Below are 21,423 nucleotides of genomic sequence, written 5' to 3' on the forward strand. Positions count from 1 at the left end.
ACATGCGCTCACCAATTAGCCGCCGCCATTTCCTGAAAGATATGGCGGCGGGGCTGTCGGCCGCCGCGCTGCCGTCTTTCGCGCGGGCGCAGAGCGCGACGCAGCCGCCGGCCGCGCCGAGACCGGCCGGCAAGCTGAGCCCTTACCGCGTCAACGAACCCGTCTCGATCGAGGTCAATGCACGGCCGCTGCCGTCGTTCGACATCCGCGATCGTGCGCGCACGCGGTTCGGCTCGCTGGAATATCGCAGCGGCCTGATCCTGACCTCGTCGTTCCCCGGCTTCGGCGGCCTGTCGGCGTTGCGCCTCGATCCCAAGGGCGAGCGCTTCATCGCGGTCAGCGACCAGGGCAGCTGGTTCACCGGCCGCATCGTCTATCGCGGCCGCGACATGGCCGGGCTCGACGATGTCGAGGCGGCGCCGCTGCTGGGCGCCGACAGCAAGCCGATCACCACGACCCGCGGCTGGTACGATTCGGAATCGCTCGCGCTCGACGGCTCGTTCGCCTATGTCGGGCTCGAGCGGGTCAACCAGGTGCTGCGCTACGATTTCGCCAAGGGTTTTAGCCGCTCGCGCGGCGAGGTGGTGCCGCTGCCGCCGTCGGCGCGCAAGCTGCCCCTCAACAAGGGGCTGGAGGCGCTGGTCTTCGTGCCCAAGGCCATGGACAAGGGCCTGCCGTTGGCCGGCACGCTGATCGCGATGTCGGAACGCGGGCTCGATGCTGGCGGCAATCTGATCACCTTCCTGGTCGGCGGCAAGACGCCGGGTCAGTTCAGCGTCCGCCGTACCGAGAATTTCGACATCAGCGACGCGGTCCTGCTGCCGTCGGGCGATCTCTTGATCCTGGAGCGGAAGTTTTCCTGGATCGGCGGTGTCGGCATCCGCATCCGCCGGCTCGCGCTGTCCGACATTGCGCCCGGCGCCATTGTCGATGGCCCGGCGATCTTCAACGCCGACCTCGGCAACGAGATCGACAACATGGAAGGCATCGACGCCCACGTCACTGCCGATGGCGAGACCGTGCTGACCATGATCTCCGACGACAATTTCTCCCTGATCCAGCGCAATCTGCTGCTGCAATTCACGCTGGTGGAGTGAAGCGCCGCGACCAAGGGACGGCGCTATCGCATTGCTGATCTGCGGCCCGGCCGGCGACGGTTGGTGATCGCGGCCGCGGCCGCTATCTTAACCACGCCCTTTCCCCGATCCCGGATACCCCGCATGAGCACCCTGTTTTCCCCGATCGAACTGCGCAGCCTGAAACTCTCCAATCGCATCATGGTCTCGCCGATGTGCCAGTATTCGGCCGTCGACGGCTCCGCCACGGACTGGCACTTCACCCACATCAACATGCTGGCGCTGTCGGGTGCCGCGATGTTCTGCATCGAGGCCACTCATGTCGAGGATATCGGGCGGATCACGCCGGGCTGCCTCGGCCTCTACAGCGATGCCAATGAGGCGGCGCTGAAGCCGATCCTGGCCTCGGTACGCAAGCATTCCAAGGCGGCGGTCGCGATGCAGCTCGCCCATGCCGGCCGCAAGGCGTCGAGCCAGCGACCCTGGGAGGGCGGGCAGCTGATCCCGGCTGCGGAGGGCGGCTGGCAGACCGTTGGGCCTTCGGCTGTTCCGCACAAGGAAGGTGAGACGCCGCCGCTGGCGCTCGATGATGCCGGCCTGACACGCATCCGTGACGCCTTCGTCGCGTCGGCGAAGCGCGCCGACCGGCTCGGCATCGATGCGCTCGAGCTGCATGGCGCGCACGGCTATCTGCTGCACCAGTTCCTGTCGCCGATCGCCAACAAGCGCACCGATCGCTACGGCGGTTCGCTCGAAAACCGCATGCGCTTCCCGCTGGAAGTATTCGACGCGGTGCGCGCCGTATTCCCGGATCACAAGCCGATCGGCGTGCGGGTGTCGGCGACCGACTGGGTCGAGGGGGCCTGGGACCTCGCGCAGACCATCGAGTTTGCCAAGGAGCTGAAGAAGCGCGGCGTCGACTGGATGGACGTCTCCTCCGGCGGCGTGTCGCCGTTGCAGAAGATTCCGCTCGGCCCGGGCTACCAGGTGCCGGCGGCACAGGCGGTGAAGGAGGCGACCGGCGTCACCACGATGGCGGTCGGCCTGATCACCGAAGCGAAGCAGGCCGAAGAGATCGTCACGTCCGGCAAGGCCGACATGGTAGCGCTCGCCCGCGGCATGCTCTACGACCCGCGCTGGGGCTGGCACGCCGCCGCCGAGCTCGGCGGCGAGGTGAGTGCGCCGCCGCAATACTGGCGCTCGCAGCCCTCGACGCAGAAGGCGCTGTTCGGCAAGACCACGTTCGGGGCACGCTGACGGCGCTTCTCGCCTGCGAAGTCAATGCATGCCGGGCCCGAACCAGCGCGTGAGCGCGGTCTCGAGGCCCGTTGTGTCGGCGTCGTCGGCCGCCCAGGCGATGCAGGCATCGGGGCGGATCAGCAGCGAGGGGCCGCCCCGTCGCGGCACGCATCTGACAGACATGTCCCAGCGCGCTGCGATCGCCGCCGCTGCGCCGCCCGTCGCATCGGCGAGCACGGCCCTGCCGTCCTCCATCTGATCGAACAGGGTCGTCTCCGCCTTGCCGTCGCCGAGCGCGACATTGCCGGCGAGCCGGCCGACCAAGGGATGATCGCTGCCGAGATCGTAACGGATCCTGAGGCCGCTGATCATCTCGCCGAAGTAGCGGGTGCCCTCGTCGAGGCTCATCAGGTCCGCGACGATGTCGCGCAACGCGTCCGTCATGACGTCAGACCGCATCAGCGCGACCTGGGCGCGGGTATTGGCGAGCACCCTCGCCGCGATCGGATGCCGCTCCTTCGTGTAGCTGTCGAGCAGGCTTTCGGGCATGCGATCGCAGACGACAGCCGCAAGCTTCCAGCCGAGGTTGACCGCGTCGAGCAGGCCGAGGTTGAGGCCTTGTCCGCCGAACGGCGAGTGCACATGCGCGGCGTCGCCGGCCAGCAGCACGCGGCCTTTGCGATAGCTGTCGGCCTGTCGCGCATTGTCGGTGAAGCGCGTCGCGGTCTTGACGGCGGTGACGCTGATGTCGACGCCGCTGATCCGGCGCAGCGTGGTCTCGATCTCCTCGCGCGTCACGGGTGCGCTGCGATCGGCCGGCGGTCCGTCGAACTCGGCCAGGAACACCCGGCCGGGAATCGGTCCATAGGCCATCATGCCGACCGGCGTGCGCCGCCAGCCGACCGGCAGAAGGCGATCCGGATAGTCCAGGTCGACGATGGCCTGATGTCCGGTCAGGGTCGGCTCCGTGCCGGGGAAGTCGAAGCCCGCGCGCTTGCGCACCGCGCTGCGTCCGCCGTCGCAGCCGACAAGATACGCAGCGTGCAGCTCGACCTCGCCGGACGCGGTCTTCGCTCTCGTCAGCACGCCGTCTCCGGAATCTTCGAAATCGATCAGCTCGCAGCCGCGCCTGATCTCGATCCCGAGCGCGTGGGCCCGCGCGCCGAGCATCTTCTCGAGCGCTTGCTGGTTGACGCCGCGCAACCGCCGGTCCGGCTCGCGTTGTCGGGTCTGGTCGATCAGGAAGATACCGGAGAAATGTCCGCCGAATTTCTGGAACGGCATCTCGCTCGCACCGTCAGCGCTCTTCATGAGTTTGGACATGCTGTCCGCCATGCTGCGCTCGACCGTGTCCATTGCGTCCGCGAGGCCGCGGCGCTCCAGCGCCTCGCCTGCAAGCGCGCCGATCGCTCCGGCCTTGATGGTCTGGTCGGGCTCCGTCAGCCGCTCGATCACGACCACGTCGGCGCCGCCCAGGGTCAGTTCGATCGCGAGCAGCAGCCCGGTCGGCCCGGCGCCGACCACAACCACGTCAGTACGTTCACGCGTCACGCCGTCACCATAAATTATGTACTTGGTATAATATTTAGTATGGTACAAATTCTCGCATGTCAAATCAGGGCGGATTGCGCGAGCGGAAGAAGGAGGCGACGCGCCAGGCGATCTCGGACGTCGCGACCGAGCTGTTCCTGGCGCGCGGCTTCGACAATGTTTCGGTGGCCGAAGTCGCGGAGGCTGCCGAGGTCTCCCGCATGACGGTGTTCAATTACTTTCCGCGCAAGGAAGACCTGTTCTTCGACCGTGAAGAGGAAAGCCGCCAGATGCTGCGGGCGGCCTTTGCCGAACGGCCGGCCGGCGAGGCGCCGCTGGCGACGCTGCGCAGGCTGGTGCAGGGCCTTGCGGATCGCGCGCATCCCTTCGCGAAGTTCACCGATGCGACGGCGAAATTCTGGCGCACCGTCGCCGAAAGCCCGGCACTCTCGGCGCGCGCGCGTGAGATGCGTGACGAGATTATCGATGATCTCGCGGCGGTGCTGGCGGGCGCCATCAAGCGTCCGCCCGCCGATGCCGATGCCCGGCTCACGGCTGCGATGGTGATCACGGCGCTGACCGTCGCCTATGCGGAAGGGCTTCGGGAGCACAAGGCCCGCAGGCCGGCCGCGGCGTCGCGCGAGGCGTTCCTTGAGATCATGGAGCGCAGCTTTTCGGGCATCGCCGCCATGCTGAAGGGGACGCCCTACGCTTAACTCCCGGCCCGGCCATTGGCGACAAAGCCATTGTTCTGCCGCAGGCTGGGCAGCTACTCTCTAGAGCGCGTGCGCAAGACACGCATCGAAACAAAGAGAGGAAACCCATGGAACTCGGATACTTCGCGATGCCGTCGCACCCGCCGGAGTGCGGATTGAAGGAGGGCCACGACTGGGACCTGCAGGTGCTGCGCTGGCTCGACGAGCTCGGCTACCAGGAAGCCTGGATCGGCGAGCACCACACCGCGCCCTGGGAGCCGCATCCGTCGCCCGATCTCCTGGTCGCGCAGGCGCTGCTGCAGACAAAGAATATCCGGATCGGGCCCGGCGGCTTCCTCCTGCCGTATCACCACCCCGCCGAGCTCGCCAACCGCGTCGCGATGCTCGATCACATCTCGAACGGCCGGTTGAATTTCGGCGTCGCCGCCTCGGGCCTGCCGAGCGACTGGGCGATGTTCAATGTCGACGGCATGTCGGGCCAGAACCGCGACATGACCCGCGAGGCGCTCGAGATCATCCTGAAGATGTGGACCGAGCCGGCCCCGTGGACCCACAAGGGCAAGTACTGGACGGTGACCAAGCCGGACGCGATGTTCGATTTCCTCAAACCGCACCTCAAGCCGCTGCAGGCACCGCACCCGCCGATCGGCGTCGCCGGCCTGTCAAAGAATTCGGACACGCTGAAGCTTGCCGGCGAGCGCGGCTTCATCCCGATGAGCCTGAATCTCAACCCCGCCTATGTCGGCAGCCATTGGGACTCGGTGGAAGCCGGTGCTGTGAAGACCGGCCGCAAGCCGAGCCGCAAGGACTGGCGGATGGTGCGCGAGGTGTTCGTCGCCGATACCGACGAGGAGGCGTGGAAGCTGTCGACCGGCGACATGATGGGCAGGATGATGGGCGAGTACTTCCTGCCGCTGCTCGGCCACTTCGGCTTCAAGGATTATCTGAAGGCGTCGCCCGACGTGCCGGACAGCGACGTCACGGTCGAGTATTGCGCCCGCAACAACTGGATCGTCGGCTCGCCCGCGACCGTCACCGAAAAGATCGAGAAGATCTATCAGGAGGTCGGCGGCTTCGGCGTGCTGCTGGTGTTCGGCTTCGACTACAAGCATAAGCCCGAGGCCTGGCACAATTCGCTGCGGCTCCTGAAGCAGGAGGTGCTGCCGAAGCTGAAGCATCTCGACGCCTCGGTCGGCCGCGCGGCGTAGGCCTGAGGGATTCATGCGGGGCAGCGGCAACGGTGCCCCGTGTTTGCTGCGACGGATGTCAGCGATCAGGCCCCGAGCCAGAATCGCGTCTCGGTTTGCGCCCAGCCCTTGCCGATGCGGCTGCTCAGCCAGCTATCGCTGCGCTTCAGGCCCTTGTCCTTCTGGCCCTCCGGCGTGTTGCGCCAGGCCTGCCAGCGGTACTGGCCATAGATGCTGACGATGCGCGCGGCATAGGTCAGCGCCAGCTGTGAATCGCCCCTGATGATGACGAGGTTATCGTCGTTCTTGGTCCTGGCGCGGTCAGAGAAATTGTGCGAGCCGGTCATCACGACCGGGTTCTTGCCGGCGGGATCCAGCACGATCACCTTGCTGTGCACGGCGATCATGAACTTTCCGGTGTTCTTGATCTCGTGCTGCCACCAGTCGGCGGTCTTGTCGATGCCGGCGGGCCGGATCACGTCGGCGATCTGCTTGCCCTTGAAGACCTGGCGCTGGCCGTCGCCGGCCAAGAGCTGCAGCTGGTCCTTCGGACTGTCCTTGCCCTGCGCCGGGAAATTGTTGAGCACGCCGCGCACATAGAGGCTCTTGTCCTGCGCCTTCTCCAGGAACGGGCCGAGCAGGCCCTTGTTGCCGGGATTGAGCATCAGGCAGACCGCGCCATGCTCGGCATCCTCGATCATCTTCGTCGCTTCCTTGAGGTCGCCGCTCTTCGTGGTCGGCGTGAACCAGACGCTGACGTTCGACTGGCCGATCGTGAACGGCCATTCCCTGTCGCCGGCCACCGCCAGTGCCTTCGGCGACTTGCTGCCATCGGCGTAGATCAATTTCCAATGGCCGTGATAGGCCGCCGCGATCTTGTCGTCGGTGATCTCCAGCCCATTGTTGTTCTGGGTGCACAGCCCGGTCCGGGTCCAGTTGATGCTGCCGGTCCAGACCACCTTCGGCTTTTGCGCGCCGTCGCAGAACACAACGAACTTGTTGTGGGCGTAGCGGCTCGGCGCGATCTTGCGGCGGACGATGTCGACGCCGGCCTGCTTCAGCACGCCGGCGCTCTTCTCGGTGTCCTTTGCCGTGGCGTCGGATTTGCCGGTGCTGTTGCCGAGCACGACATGGGCCTTGCCCTTCATGGCGGTCAGCGCCGCGATCAATTCAGGATCGTTCAGCTCGTACAGTGCGAGATAGACGTCGCGCTTGCTCTTTCTGGCATCGGCGAGCAGCGCGAGCAGGCGGGCGCCGAGCTCGCCCATCAGGAAGTTGCGGATCTTGTTGCCCTTGGTGGAGATCGCCTTCTCCAGCGTCTGGGAGGCCTTGGGCGTGGTGCCGATCGCGCGCGCCAGCCATTGTGCCGAGATCGTGCCGCGGTTGAACCACGGCTTCAGCGGGCCCGACGGCATGGCGGAGACGTAGTCGCTCCATGTCGATGGCGCGCTGGCCGCGGGCTTCACCGTGGTGGCGCCGTCCATCAGAACGGGCACCACGCCGTAGCGGACGGGCGCATCGGTCGGCGCCAGGAAATCGGTCCAGTTCGTCTTCTGCACCGGCCATTCGGTGCTCGGCCGATGCTCGCCCGCCTTGTGGCCTTGCACCTGATCCTCGAACCCGACCCAGGTGTCGACGACGGTCGCGCTCTTGCCCTGCTGCTGACGGTAGAGCGCAAAGCCGAGGCAGTGCGGGATCATGGCCGATACTTCCCAAACCACGAAGATGCCGTCGGTGGTTGGAAACGCTTGAATCCTGGAAATCAAGGTGATGCCTCCGAATCGCTCATGAGAAATATCCAGTCGATATGAACCTGGCGCGTCAGCGCGGGGTCGGTGGGGCCGCGATCCCGTCAGCCGGTCGAGGCTGCCGGGCCTACATCAGCCGCACCGTGATCTTCGCCTTGCCCTTGTGATCGTCGTAGAACCATCTGTAGACCCAGGGCAGGCCGATCACGGCCTCGTTGACGTAGAGGAAAATCTCGCCGCTGCGATCGGCGGTGAACCTCGCCTTGTAGACTTGCGGGTCGGTATTCGGCGTCGGCAGGGGATCCAGGAAATACTCGTCGACCCCGGTCTCGCCGACCCGCGCGACCAGCCTGAACCATGGCCGGAACAGGATCCGCCGCAGGAAGATCGTGGCGTATCCGCGCCAGCGCGTCGCGGCCTCGATGGTCGAGGTCCGGTATCCGATCGGTGTCACCGCGCGTCCGGCGTCCTCCCATGGCTCCGACATCGTGATCGCGATCTCGTACTTGAATCCGGTGCGGACCTTGAGGCCCGTCGGCGCGCAGATCGCGCTGGTATCGAAGTCGGCCGCATCCTGCGGGATGCCCTTGTCGACGGCGACAAGCTTGTCGGGTGGGGTCCCCTTGCAGAAGGCGCCCATCGAATCCTCGGCGTTGAACAGGAAATGGCTGAGCAGCGTCGCACCGTACCAGACCATCACGGCCGTCAGCAGGAACGGAACGACATGCAGTTTTCCGACATTGAGGACGCGCTGATAGATCGTGCTGGTGCGGAAGCGATAGATCGCACTGTGCACGAAGCCGGATAGCGGCTTCGGATTGGCGCGGTCACGCCAGATGATCCGCATCCGGTCGCTGATCGTCGCGCTGAGTGAACTGCCCACGGCCATCAAGACGGCAACGGCGATGATGCCGCCGGCAAACCATTCCGGGTTGCCGGCATACCAATCCGCCCACCAATGGAAGGAAGCGGGCAGGAACGATTCGATGAAGCGCACCAGCTCCGAAATCATCCTGAACCAGGAGCTGAATTCGTGCTCCTTGTGCTGGTTGTGGAACAGCCAGAACGCCGCCAGATGCAGCGAGGCCGCCAGCGTGGCGAAATAGGCGATCCGCCGCATCCAGACGAAATTCCACAACTTCTCCTGCGCGGCATAGCGCGCCGGTGCTCCAGCCGGCGTCTCGAACGTGTTGGGGCCGAGCGGAGTGACCTGGCCGCTGCGGGAGACGACCACGTAGTTCGGCGGCAGGCCGATCGGGGCGTAGGCGTTGCAGCCGCTATCGATCCGCTCGAACACGCTTTCGTGGATCTTCGGCATCGGCACGCTGACACGGGCATAGGGATCATTGCAGAGGTCGACGACCTTGCGCGGACCGTATCGATAGTAGGAGCCGAGGCCCGCCCGCGAATCATAGAGGCGGCCGTCCTTGTCCTGCGAGGACTTGATCGCTTTGATCGCATCGGGATCGGCGGCCGGCGCGCTCTTGAACACGAGCCCGCGCTTGACGGCCTCGTCGACCAGCCACCCCAGCGGCACGAACGCGACCGCATCGTCCGGATAGCCGCCCCCGACATTGGCGTGCATGCCGACGAACCAGACCTGGACGAGACGCTCGCCATCGATGGTCGTCGGCACGGCGGGCGCGGGCTGTCCCGGCTCCTGCTCCGTCCAGAGCACCGGATGGAAGGTCGTGCGCTCGTCGTCGAGCGCCAGCGCGTGCCGTGCGCACCTGACCTTCGGGCTCAGAATCCGGTTCGGCAGCTCAAGCGGCCATACCCAGTTTGAGATGCCGCGCGTCATCTCGTCGATCGGCAAGCCATAGGCCGCGACGGTGTCCCAGATGCCGATGAATTCGATCGCCGGCACCGGCTTCCGGACAATCTCCGTATAGGGCTTGTTGCCTTGCAGGCGGTCGAGCACCGGCACGAGGACGTAGTCGCGCAGCGTGCGGAACAGTACCTCGACGCGCCAGATCGAGTGGTAGCCCGCGGCGCGGTATGCGCGATAGGCCTTCACCGCACCGTCGTGCAGCTCGGCCTCGGTGTCCGCGACGATCAGTCCCTGATCGAGAATGAGCGCGGCGAGCGTGCGCACGGTGAATGCGCCGCGGCTGAATCCGAACAGGTAGATCTTCGAATGGTTTTCATGGTCGTAGTTTCGGCAGATGAACTTGTAGGCATCCAGGATGTTGCGCTTCAGGCCGTAGCCGAAGGCGCCGCCGAGTAGTGCAAGCGGGACGAAAGACGACGTGCCGACGCCGTCATCGTACTTGGCGGCCTGGCTGTTGCCCTGCAGATCGAGCGACTGGAAGATCCGCCAGACATTGGTGCGCCAGACGCTGGAGGCGGCGTTGCCGGTGCCGTCGGACAGTATGATGATCTTGGGACTCGGCATTGAAAGGCTCGCTGAATGAGGCGGATCGCGCAACGCGATAACCGTCGGGTCGATTGCTACCTTGGATCGATCTTTAATCATTCCGTGTCGCGATAGGTGTGAACTGGCGCACAAAAGCCGCCACGTGGTCGCGGCCATGTGAGAGGGGACGGCTTTCGCGATGCTGCGAAAAGGCCTAGCTTGACGGGCGGAGCAATTCATTGATGAGGCAGGGCCATGCGCAGCCGCGTCAGAAAATTTGCCCATGTGCTGGAGCGGTTCGGCCTTGCCCTTGCGGGCGCCGCGAGCGGCCTGTTCGTCGCCATCCATGTCGGCTCCAGCGTGTCGGCGCTGACGTCGCAGGCGTTTCTGCTGATCATGATGCTGGGCGGTGCGATCGGCTTCTATGTCGGCATCGACACGCCGCCGAAGCTCTTCCACCCGAAGGACGCGGCATCGACGCGCAAGATCGACGCGGCGGAATTGCTCAGCGCGATCGGCACCTTCCTCGCGACGATGGTTGCGTTTTTCTCGGTCGGCGTCGTCGTGCTGCGCAGCGAACCCGATATCGCCTGGACCGCGGCAATCATGGCGGGCTGGGTGCTCGGTGTCACCATGCAGATCGTCGCCGGCACGATCGCCCGCGCGCGCGTGTGACTATGCGCTGCGTGTAACGCCCAATCCCGCAAGATGCGTGTCGACGAACTGCGCGAGGCGCTCGCGCAACTGCTCCGGCGGCACCGCGACCATGCGCTCTTCGAGCCCCAGCGAGATGATGCCGTGCACCGCGGAGAACATCATCCGCGACAGCAGGGCGACGTCGGCGGGATCGCGATCCGGCAGCAGCCGCACCAGCGGCGCATGCATCAGCGCGAACGCATCCATCACCATCGTCAGGATATCTTCCGGAAACGGCCGGTCGTCCTCCATCCGGTGCTCGAACAGCGAGCGCAGCAGATTGGCGTGCTCGGTCGCGAAGCCGAGATAGGCGTCGGCTAGCCTGTGCAGCTGGCGCAGGGGATCGTCGGCCGGGACCGCCTTGAGCCGGGTGGTCAGCGCTTGAACGGTCTCCCGGTTCACGGTCAGGATCAGGCCGTCGAAGTCGCCGAACTCATTATAGACGCTGCCGATGGAGCAGCCGGCGGCCTCGGCGACATCCCGAACTTTCAATGATCTCAGACCCTTAGTGGCAATAGACCGGCGCGCGATCTCGATCAGCAAGGTGCGCCGCTGAAGTTTTTTGCGATCTCGTCGCGATTCTTCTTGAACAATGTTCATTTTCATATTACTAATTTGAGCGTTGCTCAAGTTGGCATAGGAGGGCCACTCACATGCAGACCCTAGCACTTCAGTTGACCACGACCTTTGTCGATGACGCGATCGAGCTCGTGAAGGGCTTTGGCCGCGTCATCTTCGACCTGGCGACCGCGCCGATCGAGCGGATCGCCGATGCCTGCGACGTCGCAGGCGTCCTGGAGCAGCGGCGCGCGGACCGGCACGCGCCGCGCCCGGCGTCAGCAGGTGGTGGCCGCCGCAAGTCGCGCAGCTGCCGATGGTCGCCGTTCCGCGGGCTGAGTGAACTGACCTGAAGCCGCCACCTCGCAATTGTCCCCGAAACCTCAACCAAGCACTCACCATGTCCCGCGCGAGCCGGTCTCGAGATCGATCAACCCCAGGTCTGGATAAGGTCTCGTACATCTCTGGCGGGCAATGTCCCGCGGCCCGGCTGCGCGCCGGTTCGAACCGATACGTTGCGGAAAAGACTAAAGGCTGCGGGATCTCAGTCATTTTAACCACGCCCACTATTCTCTGCCACACGAATTCGCAGACCTGCCAGCGCCGTGCGCGCTAACCCAAGGAACTGGTCATGATCAAGGAATTGATGACGTCCCGCCGCTTCGCGCCGCTGTTCTGGTCGCAGTTCTGCTCGGCGCTGAACGACAACGTGCTGAAGAACGCGCTGGTCATCATGCTGCTGTATGGCGTCGCCAACGAGCAGGGGCCGGCGCTGGTCCAGCTCGCCGGTGCGGTGTTCATCGCCCCGTTCTTCGTGCTGTCTGCGCTCGGTGGCGAGCTCGCCGACCGGTATACCAAGTCCATCGTCGCACGCCGGCTCAAGTTCTTCGAGATCTTCGCCGCGGCCTTTGCCGCCGCCGGGTTCTTCACCCATTCGATCCCGCTGCTGTTCATCGCGCTGGCGCTGTTCGGCATCGTCGCCGCGCTGTTCGGCCCGGTGAAATATGCCGTGCTGCCGGACCAGCTGTCGGTGTCCGAACTCGCGACCGGCAACGCGCTGGTCGAGGGCGCGACCTTCATGGCGATCCTGATCGGCACCATCGCGGGCGGCCTGTTCGTCGCGGGTGCGAGCCACATGGGCTGGATCTGCGCCGCCGTGGTCGGTCTGTCGGTGCTGTCCTGGGGCTTTGCCTCGCGCATCCCGGTGACGCAGCCCTCGGCGCCCGATCTGCCGATCACCAAGAATCCCTGGACCTCGACCGTGCGCCTCCTGAAGTCGCTCTATGCCGAGCCGCGGCTGTGGGACGGCATGGTGATCGTGTCCTGGTTCTGGATGGTCGGCGCGATCGTGCTGTCGCTGTTGCCCGCGCTGATCAAGGAAGGCGTCGGCGGCACCGAGGGCGTGGTCACGCTGTGCCTCGCCGTCTTCGCGATCGGCATTGCCGCCGGCTCGCTGTTTGCCGCCCAGCTGAGCCACGTCCGCCCGAACCTCGCGCTGGTGCCGATCGGCGCCATCCTGATGGGCGTGATCGGCCTCGACCTCGCAGTTGCGATCGCCACCACCTCGCTTGGCACGGACGTCACTGCGGCTGCATTCGCGACCTCGTTCGGCGGCTTCCGCATGCTGGTCGACTTCTTCCTGTTCGCCTTCGGCGGCGGCCTGTTCGTGGTGCCGTCGTTCGCCGCGGTGCAGGCCTGGACCGCGCCGTCCGAGCGCGCCCGCATCATCGCGGCCGGCAACATTTTGCAGGCGGGCTTCATGGTCGCCGGCGCAGTCTTCGTCGGCGCGCTGCAGGCTGTCGGCCTGCCGATCGCCTGGATTTTCTTCGGCCTTGCCATCGCGAGCTTCGGCACCGTCTGGTTCGTGCTGAGCAAGTGGGGCAAGGAAGGCGTGCGTGACTTCGGCGCGCTGCTGTTCCGGGCGCTGTTCCGCGTCGAGGTGCGCGGCATGGAGAACCTGCCGCCCGCAGGCACGCGCATGCTGATCGCACCCAACCATGTCAGCCTGGTCGACGGCCCGCTGCTGCACGCCACGCTGCCGATCGATGCCAGCTTCGCGGTCGACACCGGCATCTCCAAGGCGTGGTGGGCGAAGCCGTTCCTGAAGATGATCAAGCACTACACGATGGACCCGTCCAAGCCGCTGGCCGCGCGCGACCTGATCAAGCTGGTTGCCGCCGGCGAGCCGGTGGTGATCTTCCCGGAAGGCCGCATCACGCTTTCGGGCTCGCTGATGAAGGTCTATGACGGCACCGCGATGATCGCCGACAAGGCCGATGCCATCGTCGTCCCGGTCCGCATCGAGGGCGCGCAGCGCTCGCATCTCAGCTACCTCAAGAACGGCGAGATCAAGCGCTCCTGGTTCCCCAAGGTGACGATCTCGATCCTGCCGCCGGTGAAGCTGCCGGTCGACCAGGCGCTGCGGGGCAAGGCACGTCGCAACGCTGCCGGTGCCGCGCTGCAGGATGTCATGATCGACGCCATGGTCAAGAACGCGATGCTCGACCAGACCCTGTTCGAGGGGCTCGGCCATGCCTATCGCGACCGCGACACCGGCAAGCCGATCATCGAGGATGCGCTCGGCACCAAGCTGACCTATCGCAAGCTGATCCTCGGTGCGCAGGTGCTGAGCCGCAAGCTGGAGCAGGGCACCGCCCTCGGTGAGAATGTCGGCGTGCTGTTGCCGAATTCGGCCGGCGTCGCCGTGGTGTTCATGGCGTTGCAGACCATCGGCCGCGTGCCGGCGATGCTCAACTTCTCTGCCGGCCCGGTCAACGTGCTGGCTGCGATGAAGGCGGCGCAGGTGAAGACCGTGCTGACCTCGCAGACCTTCATCGAGAAGGGCAAGCTCGACAAGCTGATCCCGGCGATCGCAAATCAGGCGCGCGTCGTCTATCTCGAGGACGTCAGGGCCGGCATCGGTCTTGGTGACAAGATCGCGGGCTTCCGCGCGGGCATCGCGCCGCGCGTCGCCCGCAAGGCCAACGACCCCGCGGTCATCCTGTTCACCTCGGGCTCGGAAGGCACGCCGAAGGGCGTCGTGCTGTCCCACCGCAACATCCTCGCCAATGCGGCGCAGGCGCTGGCGCGGGTCGATGCCAATGCCAACGACAAGGTGTTCAACGTCCTGCCGGTGTTCCATTCGTTTGGTTTGACCGGTGGCATGATGATGCCGATCCTCGGCGGCATCCCGATCTTCATGTATCCGTCGCCGCTGCATTACCGGATCGTGCCCGAGCTGATCTACCAGACCGGCGCGACCATCCTGTTCGGCACCGACACCTTCCTGACCGGTTACGCCCGCTCGGCGCATGCCTATGACTTCCGGACGCTGCGGCTCGTGATCGCGGGTGCGGAAGCGGTGAAGGAGCGCACCCGGCAGATCTACATGGAGCGCTACGGCATCCGCATCCTCGAGGGCTACGGCGTCACCGAGACCGCGCCGGTGCTCGCGATGAACACGCCTATGGCGAACCGCCAGGGCACCGTCGGCCGGATCTCGCCGCTGATGGAATACCGCCTCGATCCGGTCCCCGGTATCGAGGAGGGCGGACGGCTGTCGGTGAAGGGCCCGAACGTGATGATCGGCTACCTCCGCGCGGAAAATCCCGGCGTGCTCGAGCCGCTGCCGGAAGGCTGGCACGACACCGGCGACATCGTCACGGTCGACGCGCAGGGCTTCATCGCGATCAAGGGCCGCGCCAAGCGGTTTGCGAAGATCGCGGGCGAGATGGTCTCGCTCTCTGCGGTGGAGACGATGGCGACCACGCTGTGGCCGCAGGCGATGTCGGTTGCGGTCACGCTCCCCGATCAGCGCAAGGGCGAGCGCATCGTGCTGCTCACCACGCAGAAGGATGCCGACCGCGCCGCGATGCAGCGCCAGGCCAAGAGCAGTGGCGCCTCCGAGCTCGCGGTGCCCGCCGACATCCGCGTCGTCGACAAGGTGCCGCTGCTCGGTACCGGCAAGACCGACTATGTCGGCGCCACCGCGCTCGCCAAGGAAATAGCAGCGGAACTCGCTGCCGCGCCTGCGGCGCAGGCCGAGCCCACGGGCGAGGGCGAGCCGGAACAGCTCGCGCAACACGTCGCATGAGTCTCGGCATGACGGTTGTGCTTTTCGGGGGCATGTTGTCAGATAGACGGCAACTGCTCCCGAGAAAGCACGATCATGCTGGACAAACTGAACCCGGCTACAGAGGACGCGCCTGAATTCATCGCCGAGCGCTGGATCGCCGCGCTCGATGCGGCGCTCGCCTGCCGCGCCACCGGCGCGCTTTCCGCGCTGTTCGCGCCCGACAGCCACTGGCGCAATATCTTCGGCATCTCCTGGCATTTTGCGACGTTCAGCGGGCGGCAGAGCGTCGTTTCCGAGCTGCTCGCCCGCGCCGCAGCAGTCGGCGCGAACGGATTTCGCCTTGATGACCATGCGTTGAACCCGCGGCGGGCCATTGTGGCCGGACGCGAGGTGATCGAGGCTGTCTTCACCTTCGACACGCCGAATGGCGCCGGCACCGGAGCGCTGCGCCTGCTGCATGAGACAGGCGGAAATTCCGCGGCGTGGACGTTCTCCACGATGCTCGACTTCAACCGCATCTGCGACGCGCGGGCAGATCAAGCCGCAGAGCAATCCCACGCGCGCGATTTCGCCGCACCCGACTGGCTGGAGCAGCGCCAGGCCTCGCGCGCCTATGTCGACTGCGAGCCCGATGTGCTTGTTGTCGGCGGCGGCCATGCCGGCATTGCGGCCGCGGTCGAGTGCAAGCGGATCGGGCTCGATGCCCTGATCGTCGATCGCGAGCGCCGTATCGGCGACAATTGGCGGCTGCGCTATCGCGGCCTCAAGCTGCACAACAAGACGCCGGTCAACCTGTTTCGCTATCTGCCGTTCCCGCCGACCTTTCCGGACTACATCCCGAAGGACAAGATCGCGAACTGGCTGGAAAGCTATGTCGACATCATGGAGCTCGACTTCTGGACCGAGACCGCGTTCGAAGGCGCGCGCTACGACGATGCGACACAGCGCTGGACGGTGACGCTGCAGCAGCCGAATGGTCCGCGTACGCTGCATCCGAAGCACATCGTGCTCGCGACCAGCGTCAGCGGCACGCCGAACATCCCGACCATCCCCGGCATCGACCGCTTCAAGGGCAAGGTGCTTCACTCCAGCGCCTTCGCGGCGGGGCGGGAATGGGCCGGGCGATCGGTCGCCGTGTTCGGCTCCGGCACCAGCGCACATGACATCTGCCAGGAGCTGCACGCCGCCGGCGTCGACGTCACCATGATCCAGCGCAGCCCGACCATGGTGGTCAATGTCGAGCCCGCGCAGCTCTACGACAAGACCTATCTCGGCGACGGCCCGCCGATCGAGGTGCGCGACATCCTCAATTCCGGCGTGCCGCTGCCGGTCATGAAGATCGCGCACAAGATCATCACCGATGAGGTGAAGCGGCTCGATGCACCCTTGCTGTCGCGGCTCGCGCGCGCCGGCTTCCGGCTCGAATTCGGCGAGGACGGCACCGGCTGGCCGTTGAAATTCCGCTCCCGCGGCGGCGGCTATTATTTCAACGTCGGCTGCTCCGAACTGATCGCCGACGGCAGGATCCGCCTGATCCAGGCCGCCGACATCACTGACTTCACCGCAAATGGCCTCGCGTTGAACGACGGCACTTTGCTCGCCGCCGAGCTGTTCGTGCTCGCGACCGGCTACAAGGGCCCCGACCATCTGGTTGGCAAGCTGTTCGGCGACGACGTTGCCGCGCGCGTCGGCCGCGTCTGGGGCTTCGACGACGCGACGCAGGAGCTGCGCAATATGTGGACGCGCACGCCGCAGCCCGGCCTCTGGTTCACCGGCGGCGCGTTCTCGCAGGCCCGCATCTACAGCCGCTTCATCGCGCTGCAGATATCAGCGATCGAGGCCGGCACGCTGTCCAAGTCACTCAACTGCAAGCACTTGAACTGAAGGATTCCCATGCCGCTCCCGCTCGACGCCATCATCGCGAACATCATCCCGCTGCTGCCGCTGCGCGATCCCGCCACCATGACGCCGCAGAGCGCGCGCGATTCGCTCCGCGCGCTGGCCGAGGCGCGCAAGGCGGTGCCGCCGCCGCCGGTCGATGTTAGCAGCGACATTGAGGTGCAGGGTGCTGCCGGCAAGCTCGCGGCGCGGCTCTACCGCAACGGCAGCGGCACGGCGCCGACCGTGATCTTCTTCCACGGCGGCGGCTGGGTCGCCGGCGATCTCGAGACCCATGACCGCCAGGCGCGCAACCTCGTGATCGAGACCGGCGCGGTGGTGATCTCGGTCGACTACCGCCGCCCGCCGGAGACGCGCTTTCCCGGCGCGTTCGAGGATGCGTTCGCCGCGGTCCGCGACGTCGTCGCACGCATCGGCGAATTCGGCGGCGACCTTTCGCACGTCGGCGTTGCCGGCGATTCCGCGGGCGGCAATCTCGCCGCGACCACCGCGCTCGCCTGCCGCAACGCCGGCATCAGGCTCGCCGGGCAGCTGCTGGTCTATCCCGTCACCGATGTGGTCGGCAACTTTGCCGACGCGGCCGAGAACGCGAAGTTTCCGTCGCGCGCCGAGAATGCCGAGGGTTACTTCCTGACGCGTGCGACCATGCAGTGGTTCTGCGGGCACTATCTCGCCGACCCGGCGCAGGGGTCCGACTGGCGCGTCTCGCCGCTGCGCGCGACGAGCCTCAGGGGTGTCGCGCCGGCGGTCGTCACCACCGCCTGGTTCGACCCGCTGCGCGACGAGGGCCACGCTTACGCCAAGGCGTTGCAGGCGGCCGGCGTGCCGGTCGCGTATCACACAGGCGAGGGGCTGATTCACGGCTATTTCGGGCTCGGCGATGCGTCGGACGTCGCGCGCGCCGAGGCGCAGCGCGCGCGGGCGGATTTCAAGGTGTTGCTGGAGAAGGGGGTGTAACCTCCCGTTGTCCCGGCCGTTGTTGTTGGGGAGAGTGTAACCACACCGTCGTCCCGGCGAAGGCCGGGACCCATAACCACCGCAGCCTGTTGTTGCGGCAGGCTGCGGCTCCAGCGTCGCGCCACATCGCCCTGTCGGGGTAATGGGTCCCGGCCTGCGCCGGGACGACGATGTGGATGGTTTTGGGGTCGATTACACCCCCTCAATCATTCCCGATCGTGTCGCCGAACAGCTGCCAGGTCTCGCCGTTGAACTTCTGCAGCCGCATCGCTTCGACCGGGAAGTAATCGGTCGGCGAGGTCTTCACCTTGATGCCGGGCAGGAACATCGGCAGCGCGATGTCGAGATTGGCGGCCTGCTTCATGATGTTCTCATGGGTGAGGTCGTCGCCGCATTGCTTCAGCACCTGCACGGTCGCCTCGGCCACCACATAGCCGTAGACGATCAGCTGGTCCTGCAGATTGCCGTCCGGAAAATACTTCTTCATGAAGTCCTGCCAGGCGATCACGTCCGGGTCCGCCTTCCACTGCGGATCGTTCGGATCCTTCAGCGAATAGGACGAGATGATGTCCTTGGAATATTCGAAGCCGGCCGGCTTCAGCACCGAGGACACCGAGGTCGAGGTCGCCGCGAGGAAGAACAGGTCCGGCTTCCAGCCGATCTCGCCGATCTTCTTGATCGCCTGCGCCGCCTGCTTGGGGATCGCGTGCATGAACAGCACGTTGGCGCCGGAGGCTTTCAGCTTCACGATCTGGCTGTCGACCGTCGGGTCGGTCGATTCGTAGGTCGTCTCCGCCACCACCATCTTGGCGGTGTTCTCCGGCCCCAGGCCCTTCTTGAAGCCGTTGCCGTAATCCTTGCCGGCGTCGTCGTTCTGGTAGAACAGCGCGATCTTGGCGTCGGGCTTCTGGGTCAGCACATATTTGGCGTAGACCGCGGTCTCGGCCTGGTACGACGGCTGGAAGCCGATCGACCACGGATAATGCGCGTGGTCGCCCCACAGCGTGGCGCCGGCGCCGACGAACAGCTGCGGCACCTTCTTGTCGTTGAGATATTTGCGCACGGCAAGCCCGGTCGGCGTGCCCAGCGGATTGAGGATCGCGGCGACCTCCTCCTGCTCGACCAGCTTGCGGGTCTGCTCCACCGTCTTCGGCGGCGAGTAGCCGTCGTCGAGCGTGATCAAATTGATCTTGCGCCCGTTCACACCACCCCGATCGTTGATCATCTTGAAGTAGGCGGCTTGCGTCTTCGCGATCACGCTGTAGGCCGATGCCGCGCCGGAGAATGGCGAGGTCTGTCCGAGCTTGATCTCGGTGTCGCTGGCGCCCGCGCCGTATTTCTTCTCGGCGGCGTGCGCTTGTGAAGTGAGCGCAAGCGCGGCCGCGAGCGTGATGGCTTTCCAACTGGCCTTCGATGTCATCGTGAGCCTCCCTGTGCGTTTTTTGTTGTTCGCGAGGGCGAGCTTACGCAGGTCGGGGGAGGCAGGCTTGTGGCGAGACGCCGGGGCAGGGATGCGAAAATGCGGCGAGGTGTAATTGTTACCGTCGTCCCGGCGAAGGCCGGGACCCATAACCACTAAAATGTGCCGTTAGATGGAATGTTGCCTCAGCGTTCTAACCAATGAACAGCCGGGGTAATGGGTCCCGGCTTTCGCCGGGACGACTATGTTGGAGATATCAGCGATACCGCACGCTGCCGGTGGTGACCGGATCGGTCGGCAGCACGGTGGCGCCGGCGCGGTTGGCGGCGGCCTCGGTGATCATGCCGGGCTCGCCCTTCAGCACATTGCGGGGCGGGTTGAATTCGAGGATGACGAGGGCGGCGGTCGCCAGCACCGCCACGGCGGCGGTTGCGATCGCAGGCACCAGTCTTCCGCGCGTATCGGCTGCGCGAACTTGCATTGATTAATTCCTTATCGGGTCGTTCTTTTGACGTGACATATGAACGGCCAGGCTTCTTCCCAAGAGTGCGGCGCACATGCCTCACAATCAGTTGTACCGGCCGTGATGTCCCTCACGGTTTTCGAGACGATGCAGCGGCCGCCGCGTCGAATCGCAATCGTGTCGGACGGCTTGTTTGCACACCATGAGTCGGAAGAGATCGTGGCGTTTTGCATGCGCCTCATGCGCTCGTGATGATGCGAATGAGTTTGTGATTAACGGACGCGCGACAAGCCGCTTTTGCCTTTATTTATAGGGTTTCTTTGCTGGTCGAGGCGCGTGCGTTAAAGGTTTTTTCACGCACGCACGATGCATCTCGATTGGATTCGCACGACGAGGTGAGAGATGACATCGCTGTCATTGGCAGCAGATGGCGGCGGACATGTTGCTCCGAGTTGTCACGCCGTAGCTTCAGCGATCTCAGCGAAGGCGGGCGGCACAAATCATCTCTGCTCGCACATCACGATGGATGATTTTACTTCGCCCGCAATCGCGTAAGGAAGAATTCACTTCGCCACCACGCCACGCGCGTCGTGATGTCAAACAGCGCGGCTCATTCTCGCGGCGTGATCGGCCCGAGGTTTGCGGCAGCTTGCTGAGTCAAGTTCGGAGGTTCTCGGGACTGCTTACCGGTTGCTCTTGCTCGACACTGTCATGTCCAACATTCTCGGTTGCTGTTTCCTTCATTCGCACTCGTACAGGCGGGCTGCATGTCGCGCCGTTGCTCTGCCTGCAAAAACAAAAAAACGGCCGGGTCATCGACCCGGCCGTTCAAAACTCTTCCCGCGAATTCCGCTCTCGCGTTTCGCTCAGCTCGCCTGCTTCACCGGCGCCGGCTTGCCGACCTTCTTCTCGATCGCGCGCTTCAGGTCGCGGGCGCGGGGCGAGAGCACGTCGGCCTTGGCCTTGAGCAGGTAGGCGTCGAGGCCGCCATTGTGGTCGACGCTCTTCAGCGCGTTGGTCGAGACGCGCAGGCGCACGTTGCGGCCGAGCGCGTCGGAGATGAAGGTCACGTTGGCCAGGTTCGGCAGGAAGCGCCGCTTGGTCTTGATGTTCGAGTGGCTCACCTTGTGGCCCGTCTGGGGGCCCTTGGCCGTCAGTTCACAGCGCCGGGACATCTTACAAAATCCTTATTGCATCCCCGCCTCTCTGCTAGGCGTGCAGTCGCACGGCCCGCGCGGGGGTTTTGAATTCGCGTCCATTTTCCAGGAACCGCGGGTGTATAGGGGCAGATCGCCCGAGCGTCAAGATTATATCGGCGCATGGCGGTACCGGAGAATGCCGGTTTATAAGGTCTTTCCAGCCACTTAACCACGGATACGGCAACCATATAAAGGGCGTATTCGGCTGCAAACCTTGGTTCCATAGAGATGCGCGCCTCGTCCGGCCGAATTGAATGCGATGAGCATGATCCGGAAAAGTGCCTAGCGGTTTTCCGAAAAGATC

At 65.2% G+C, this 21,423-nt stretch carries 16 protein-coding genes; 9 read left to right on the forward strand and 7 right to left on the reverse strand.

Going from position 1 to position 21,423, the window contains the following annotated elements:
- Window positions 1-2 precede the first annotated feature (2 nt).
- The gene (locus tag ACVILL_RS14870) at window positions 3-1,097 is read left to right on the forward strand and encodes an esterase-like activity of phytase family protein (protein ID WP_456729729.1); all 1,095 of its coding nucleotides are present in this window, start codon (window positions 3-5) and stop codon (window positions 1,095-1,097) included.
- 123 nt (window positions 1,098-1,220) lie between these two features.
- Window positions 1,221-2,333, forward strand: a complete 1,113-nt coding sequence (locus ACVILL_RS14875) for an NADH:flavin oxidoreductase/NADH oxidase (RefSeq protein WP_456729730.1) — start codon at window positions 1,221-1,223, stop codon at window positions 2,331-2,333.
- A gap of 21 nt (window positions 2,334-2,354) precedes the next feature.
- Here the strand turns inward: ACVILL_RS14875 and ACVILL_RS14880 are convergent, their stop codons facing one another.
- Window positions 2,355-3,866 (reverse strand): FAD-dependent oxidoreductase, encoded by a 1,512-nt coding sequence (locus ACVILL_RS14880; RefSeq protein WP_456729731.1) that lies wholly within the window; start codon window positions 3,864-3,866, stop codon window positions 2,355-2,357.
- A gap of 56 nt (window positions 3,867-3,922) precedes the next feature.
- Between ACVILL_RS14880 and ACVILL_RS14885 the strand changes: the two genes are divergently transcribed.
- Together ACVILL_RS14885 and ACVILL_RS14890 are read left to right on the forward strand one after the other, a co-directional pair.
- On the forward strand, window positions 3,923-4,561 hold the full coding sequence (locus ACVILL_RS14885) for a TetR/AcrR family transcriptional regulator (RefSeq protein ID WP_456729732.1): 639 nt from the start codon (window positions 3,923-3,925) through the stop codon (window positions 4,559-4,561).
- A gap of 107 nt (window positions 4,562-4,668) precedes the next feature.
- Window positions 4,669-5,769 (forward strand): LLM class flavin-dependent oxidoreductase, encoded by a 1,101-nt coding sequence (locus ACVILL_RS14890; protein ID WP_456729733.1) that lies wholly within the window; start codon window positions 4,669-4,671, stop codon window positions 5,767-5,769.
- Between the two features lie 65 nt (window positions 5,770-5,834).
- On the opposite strand, the gene ACVILL_RS14895 is transcribed toward ACVILL_RS14890, so the two are convergent.
- Both ACVILL_RS14895 and ACVILL_RS14900 read right to left on the reverse strand, forming a co-directional pair.
- On the reverse strand, window positions 5,835-7,514 hold the full coding sequence (locus tag ACVILL_RS14895) for a phospholipase D-like domain-containing protein (RefSeq protein WP_456729734.1): 1,680 nt from the start codon (window positions 7,512-7,514) through the stop codon (window positions 5,835-5,837).
- A 109-nt stretch (window positions 7,515-7,623) separates the two neighbouring features.
- Window positions 7,624-9,891, reverse strand: a complete 2,268-nt coding sequence (locus ACVILL_RS14900) for a DUF2235 domain-containing protein (protein WP_456729735.1) — start codon at window positions 9,889-9,891, stop codon at window positions 7,624-7,626.
- Between the two features lie 216 nt (window positions 9,892-10,107).
- Between ACVILL_RS14900 and ACVILL_RS14905 the strand changes: the two genes are divergently transcribed.
- Complete coding sequence (locus tag ACVILL_RS14905; protein ID WP_456729736.1) at window positions 10,108-10,527, forward strand: hypothetical protein; 420 nt, start codon at window positions 10,108-10,110, stop codon at window positions 10,525-10,527.
- On the opposite strand, the gene ACVILL_RS14910 is transcribed toward ACVILL_RS14905, so the two are convergent.
- Window positions 10,528-11,148, reverse strand: coding sequence for a TetR/AcrR family transcriptional regulator (locus tag ACVILL_RS14910; protein WP_456734264.1), 621 nt, complete (start codon window positions 11,146-11,148; stop codon window positions 10,528-10,530). It abuts the gene before it with no gap.
- A gap of 53 nt (window positions 11,149-11,201) precedes the next feature.
- On the opposite strand from ACVILL_RS14910, the gene ACVILL_RS14915 reads away from it, so the two are divergent.
- The 4 genes from ACVILL_RS14915 to ACVILL_RS14930 all read left to right on the forward strand — a co-directional run bounded on the left by ACVILL_RS14915 (window position 11,202) and on the right by ACVILL_RS14930 (window position 18,037).
- Window positions 11,202-11,459 (forward strand): hypothetical protein, encoded by a 258-nt coding sequence (locus ACVILL_RS14915; protein WP_456729737.1) that lies wholly within the window; start codon window positions 11,202-11,204, stop codon window positions 11,457-11,459.
- Between the two features lie 278 nt (window positions 11,460-11,737).
- Complete coding sequence (locus ACVILL_RS14920; protein WP_456729738.1) at window positions 11,738-15,199, forward strand: acyl-[ACP]--phospholipid O-acyltransferase; 3,462 nt, start codon at window positions 11,738-11,740, stop codon at window positions 15,197-15,199.
- 75 nt (window positions 15,200-15,274) lie between these two features.
- Window positions 15,275-17,065, forward strand: a complete 1,791-nt coding sequence (locus ACVILL_RS14925; RefSeq protein ID WP_456729739.1) for an NAD(P)-binding domain-containing protein — start codon at window positions 15,275-15,277, stop codon at window positions 17,063-17,065.
- Between the two features lie 9 nt (window positions 17,066-17,074).
- Entirely contained in the window at window positions 17,075-18,037 is a 963-nt protein-coding gene (locus ACVILL_RS14930) for an alpha/beta hydrolase (RefSeq protein ID WP_456729740.1), read from the forward strand.
- Between the two features lie 202 nt (window positions 18,038-18,239).
- Here the strand turns inward: ACVILL_RS14930 and ACVILL_RS14935 are convergent, their stop codons facing one another.
- The 3 genes from ACVILL_RS14935 to rpmB form a co-directional block, all read right to left on the reverse strand.
- On the reverse strand, window positions 18,240-19,457 hold the full coding sequence (locus ACVILL_RS14935) for an ABC transporter substrate-binding protein (protein ID WP_456729741.1): 1,218 nt from the start codon (window positions 19,455-19,457) through the stop codon (window positions 18,240-18,242).
- Window positions 19,458-19,713: 256 nt separating this feature from the next.
- Window positions 19,714-19,938, reverse strand: coding sequence for a hypothetical protein (locus ACVILL_RS14940; RefSeq protein WP_456729742.1), 225 nt, complete (start codon window positions 19,936-19,938; stop codon window positions 19,714-19,716).
- Between the two features lie 848 nt (window positions 19,939-20,786).
- On the reverse strand, window positions 20,787-21,095 hold the full coding sequence (gene rpmB, locus ACVILL_RS14945; protein ID WP_456729743.1) for a 50S ribosomal protein L28: 309 nt from the start codon (window positions 21,093-21,095) through the stop codon (window positions 20,787-20,789).
- Window positions 21,096-21,423 lie beyond the last annotated feature (328 nt).

The sequence above is a fragment of the Bradyrhizobium sp. USDA 3364 genome (genome assembly GCF_054056355.1).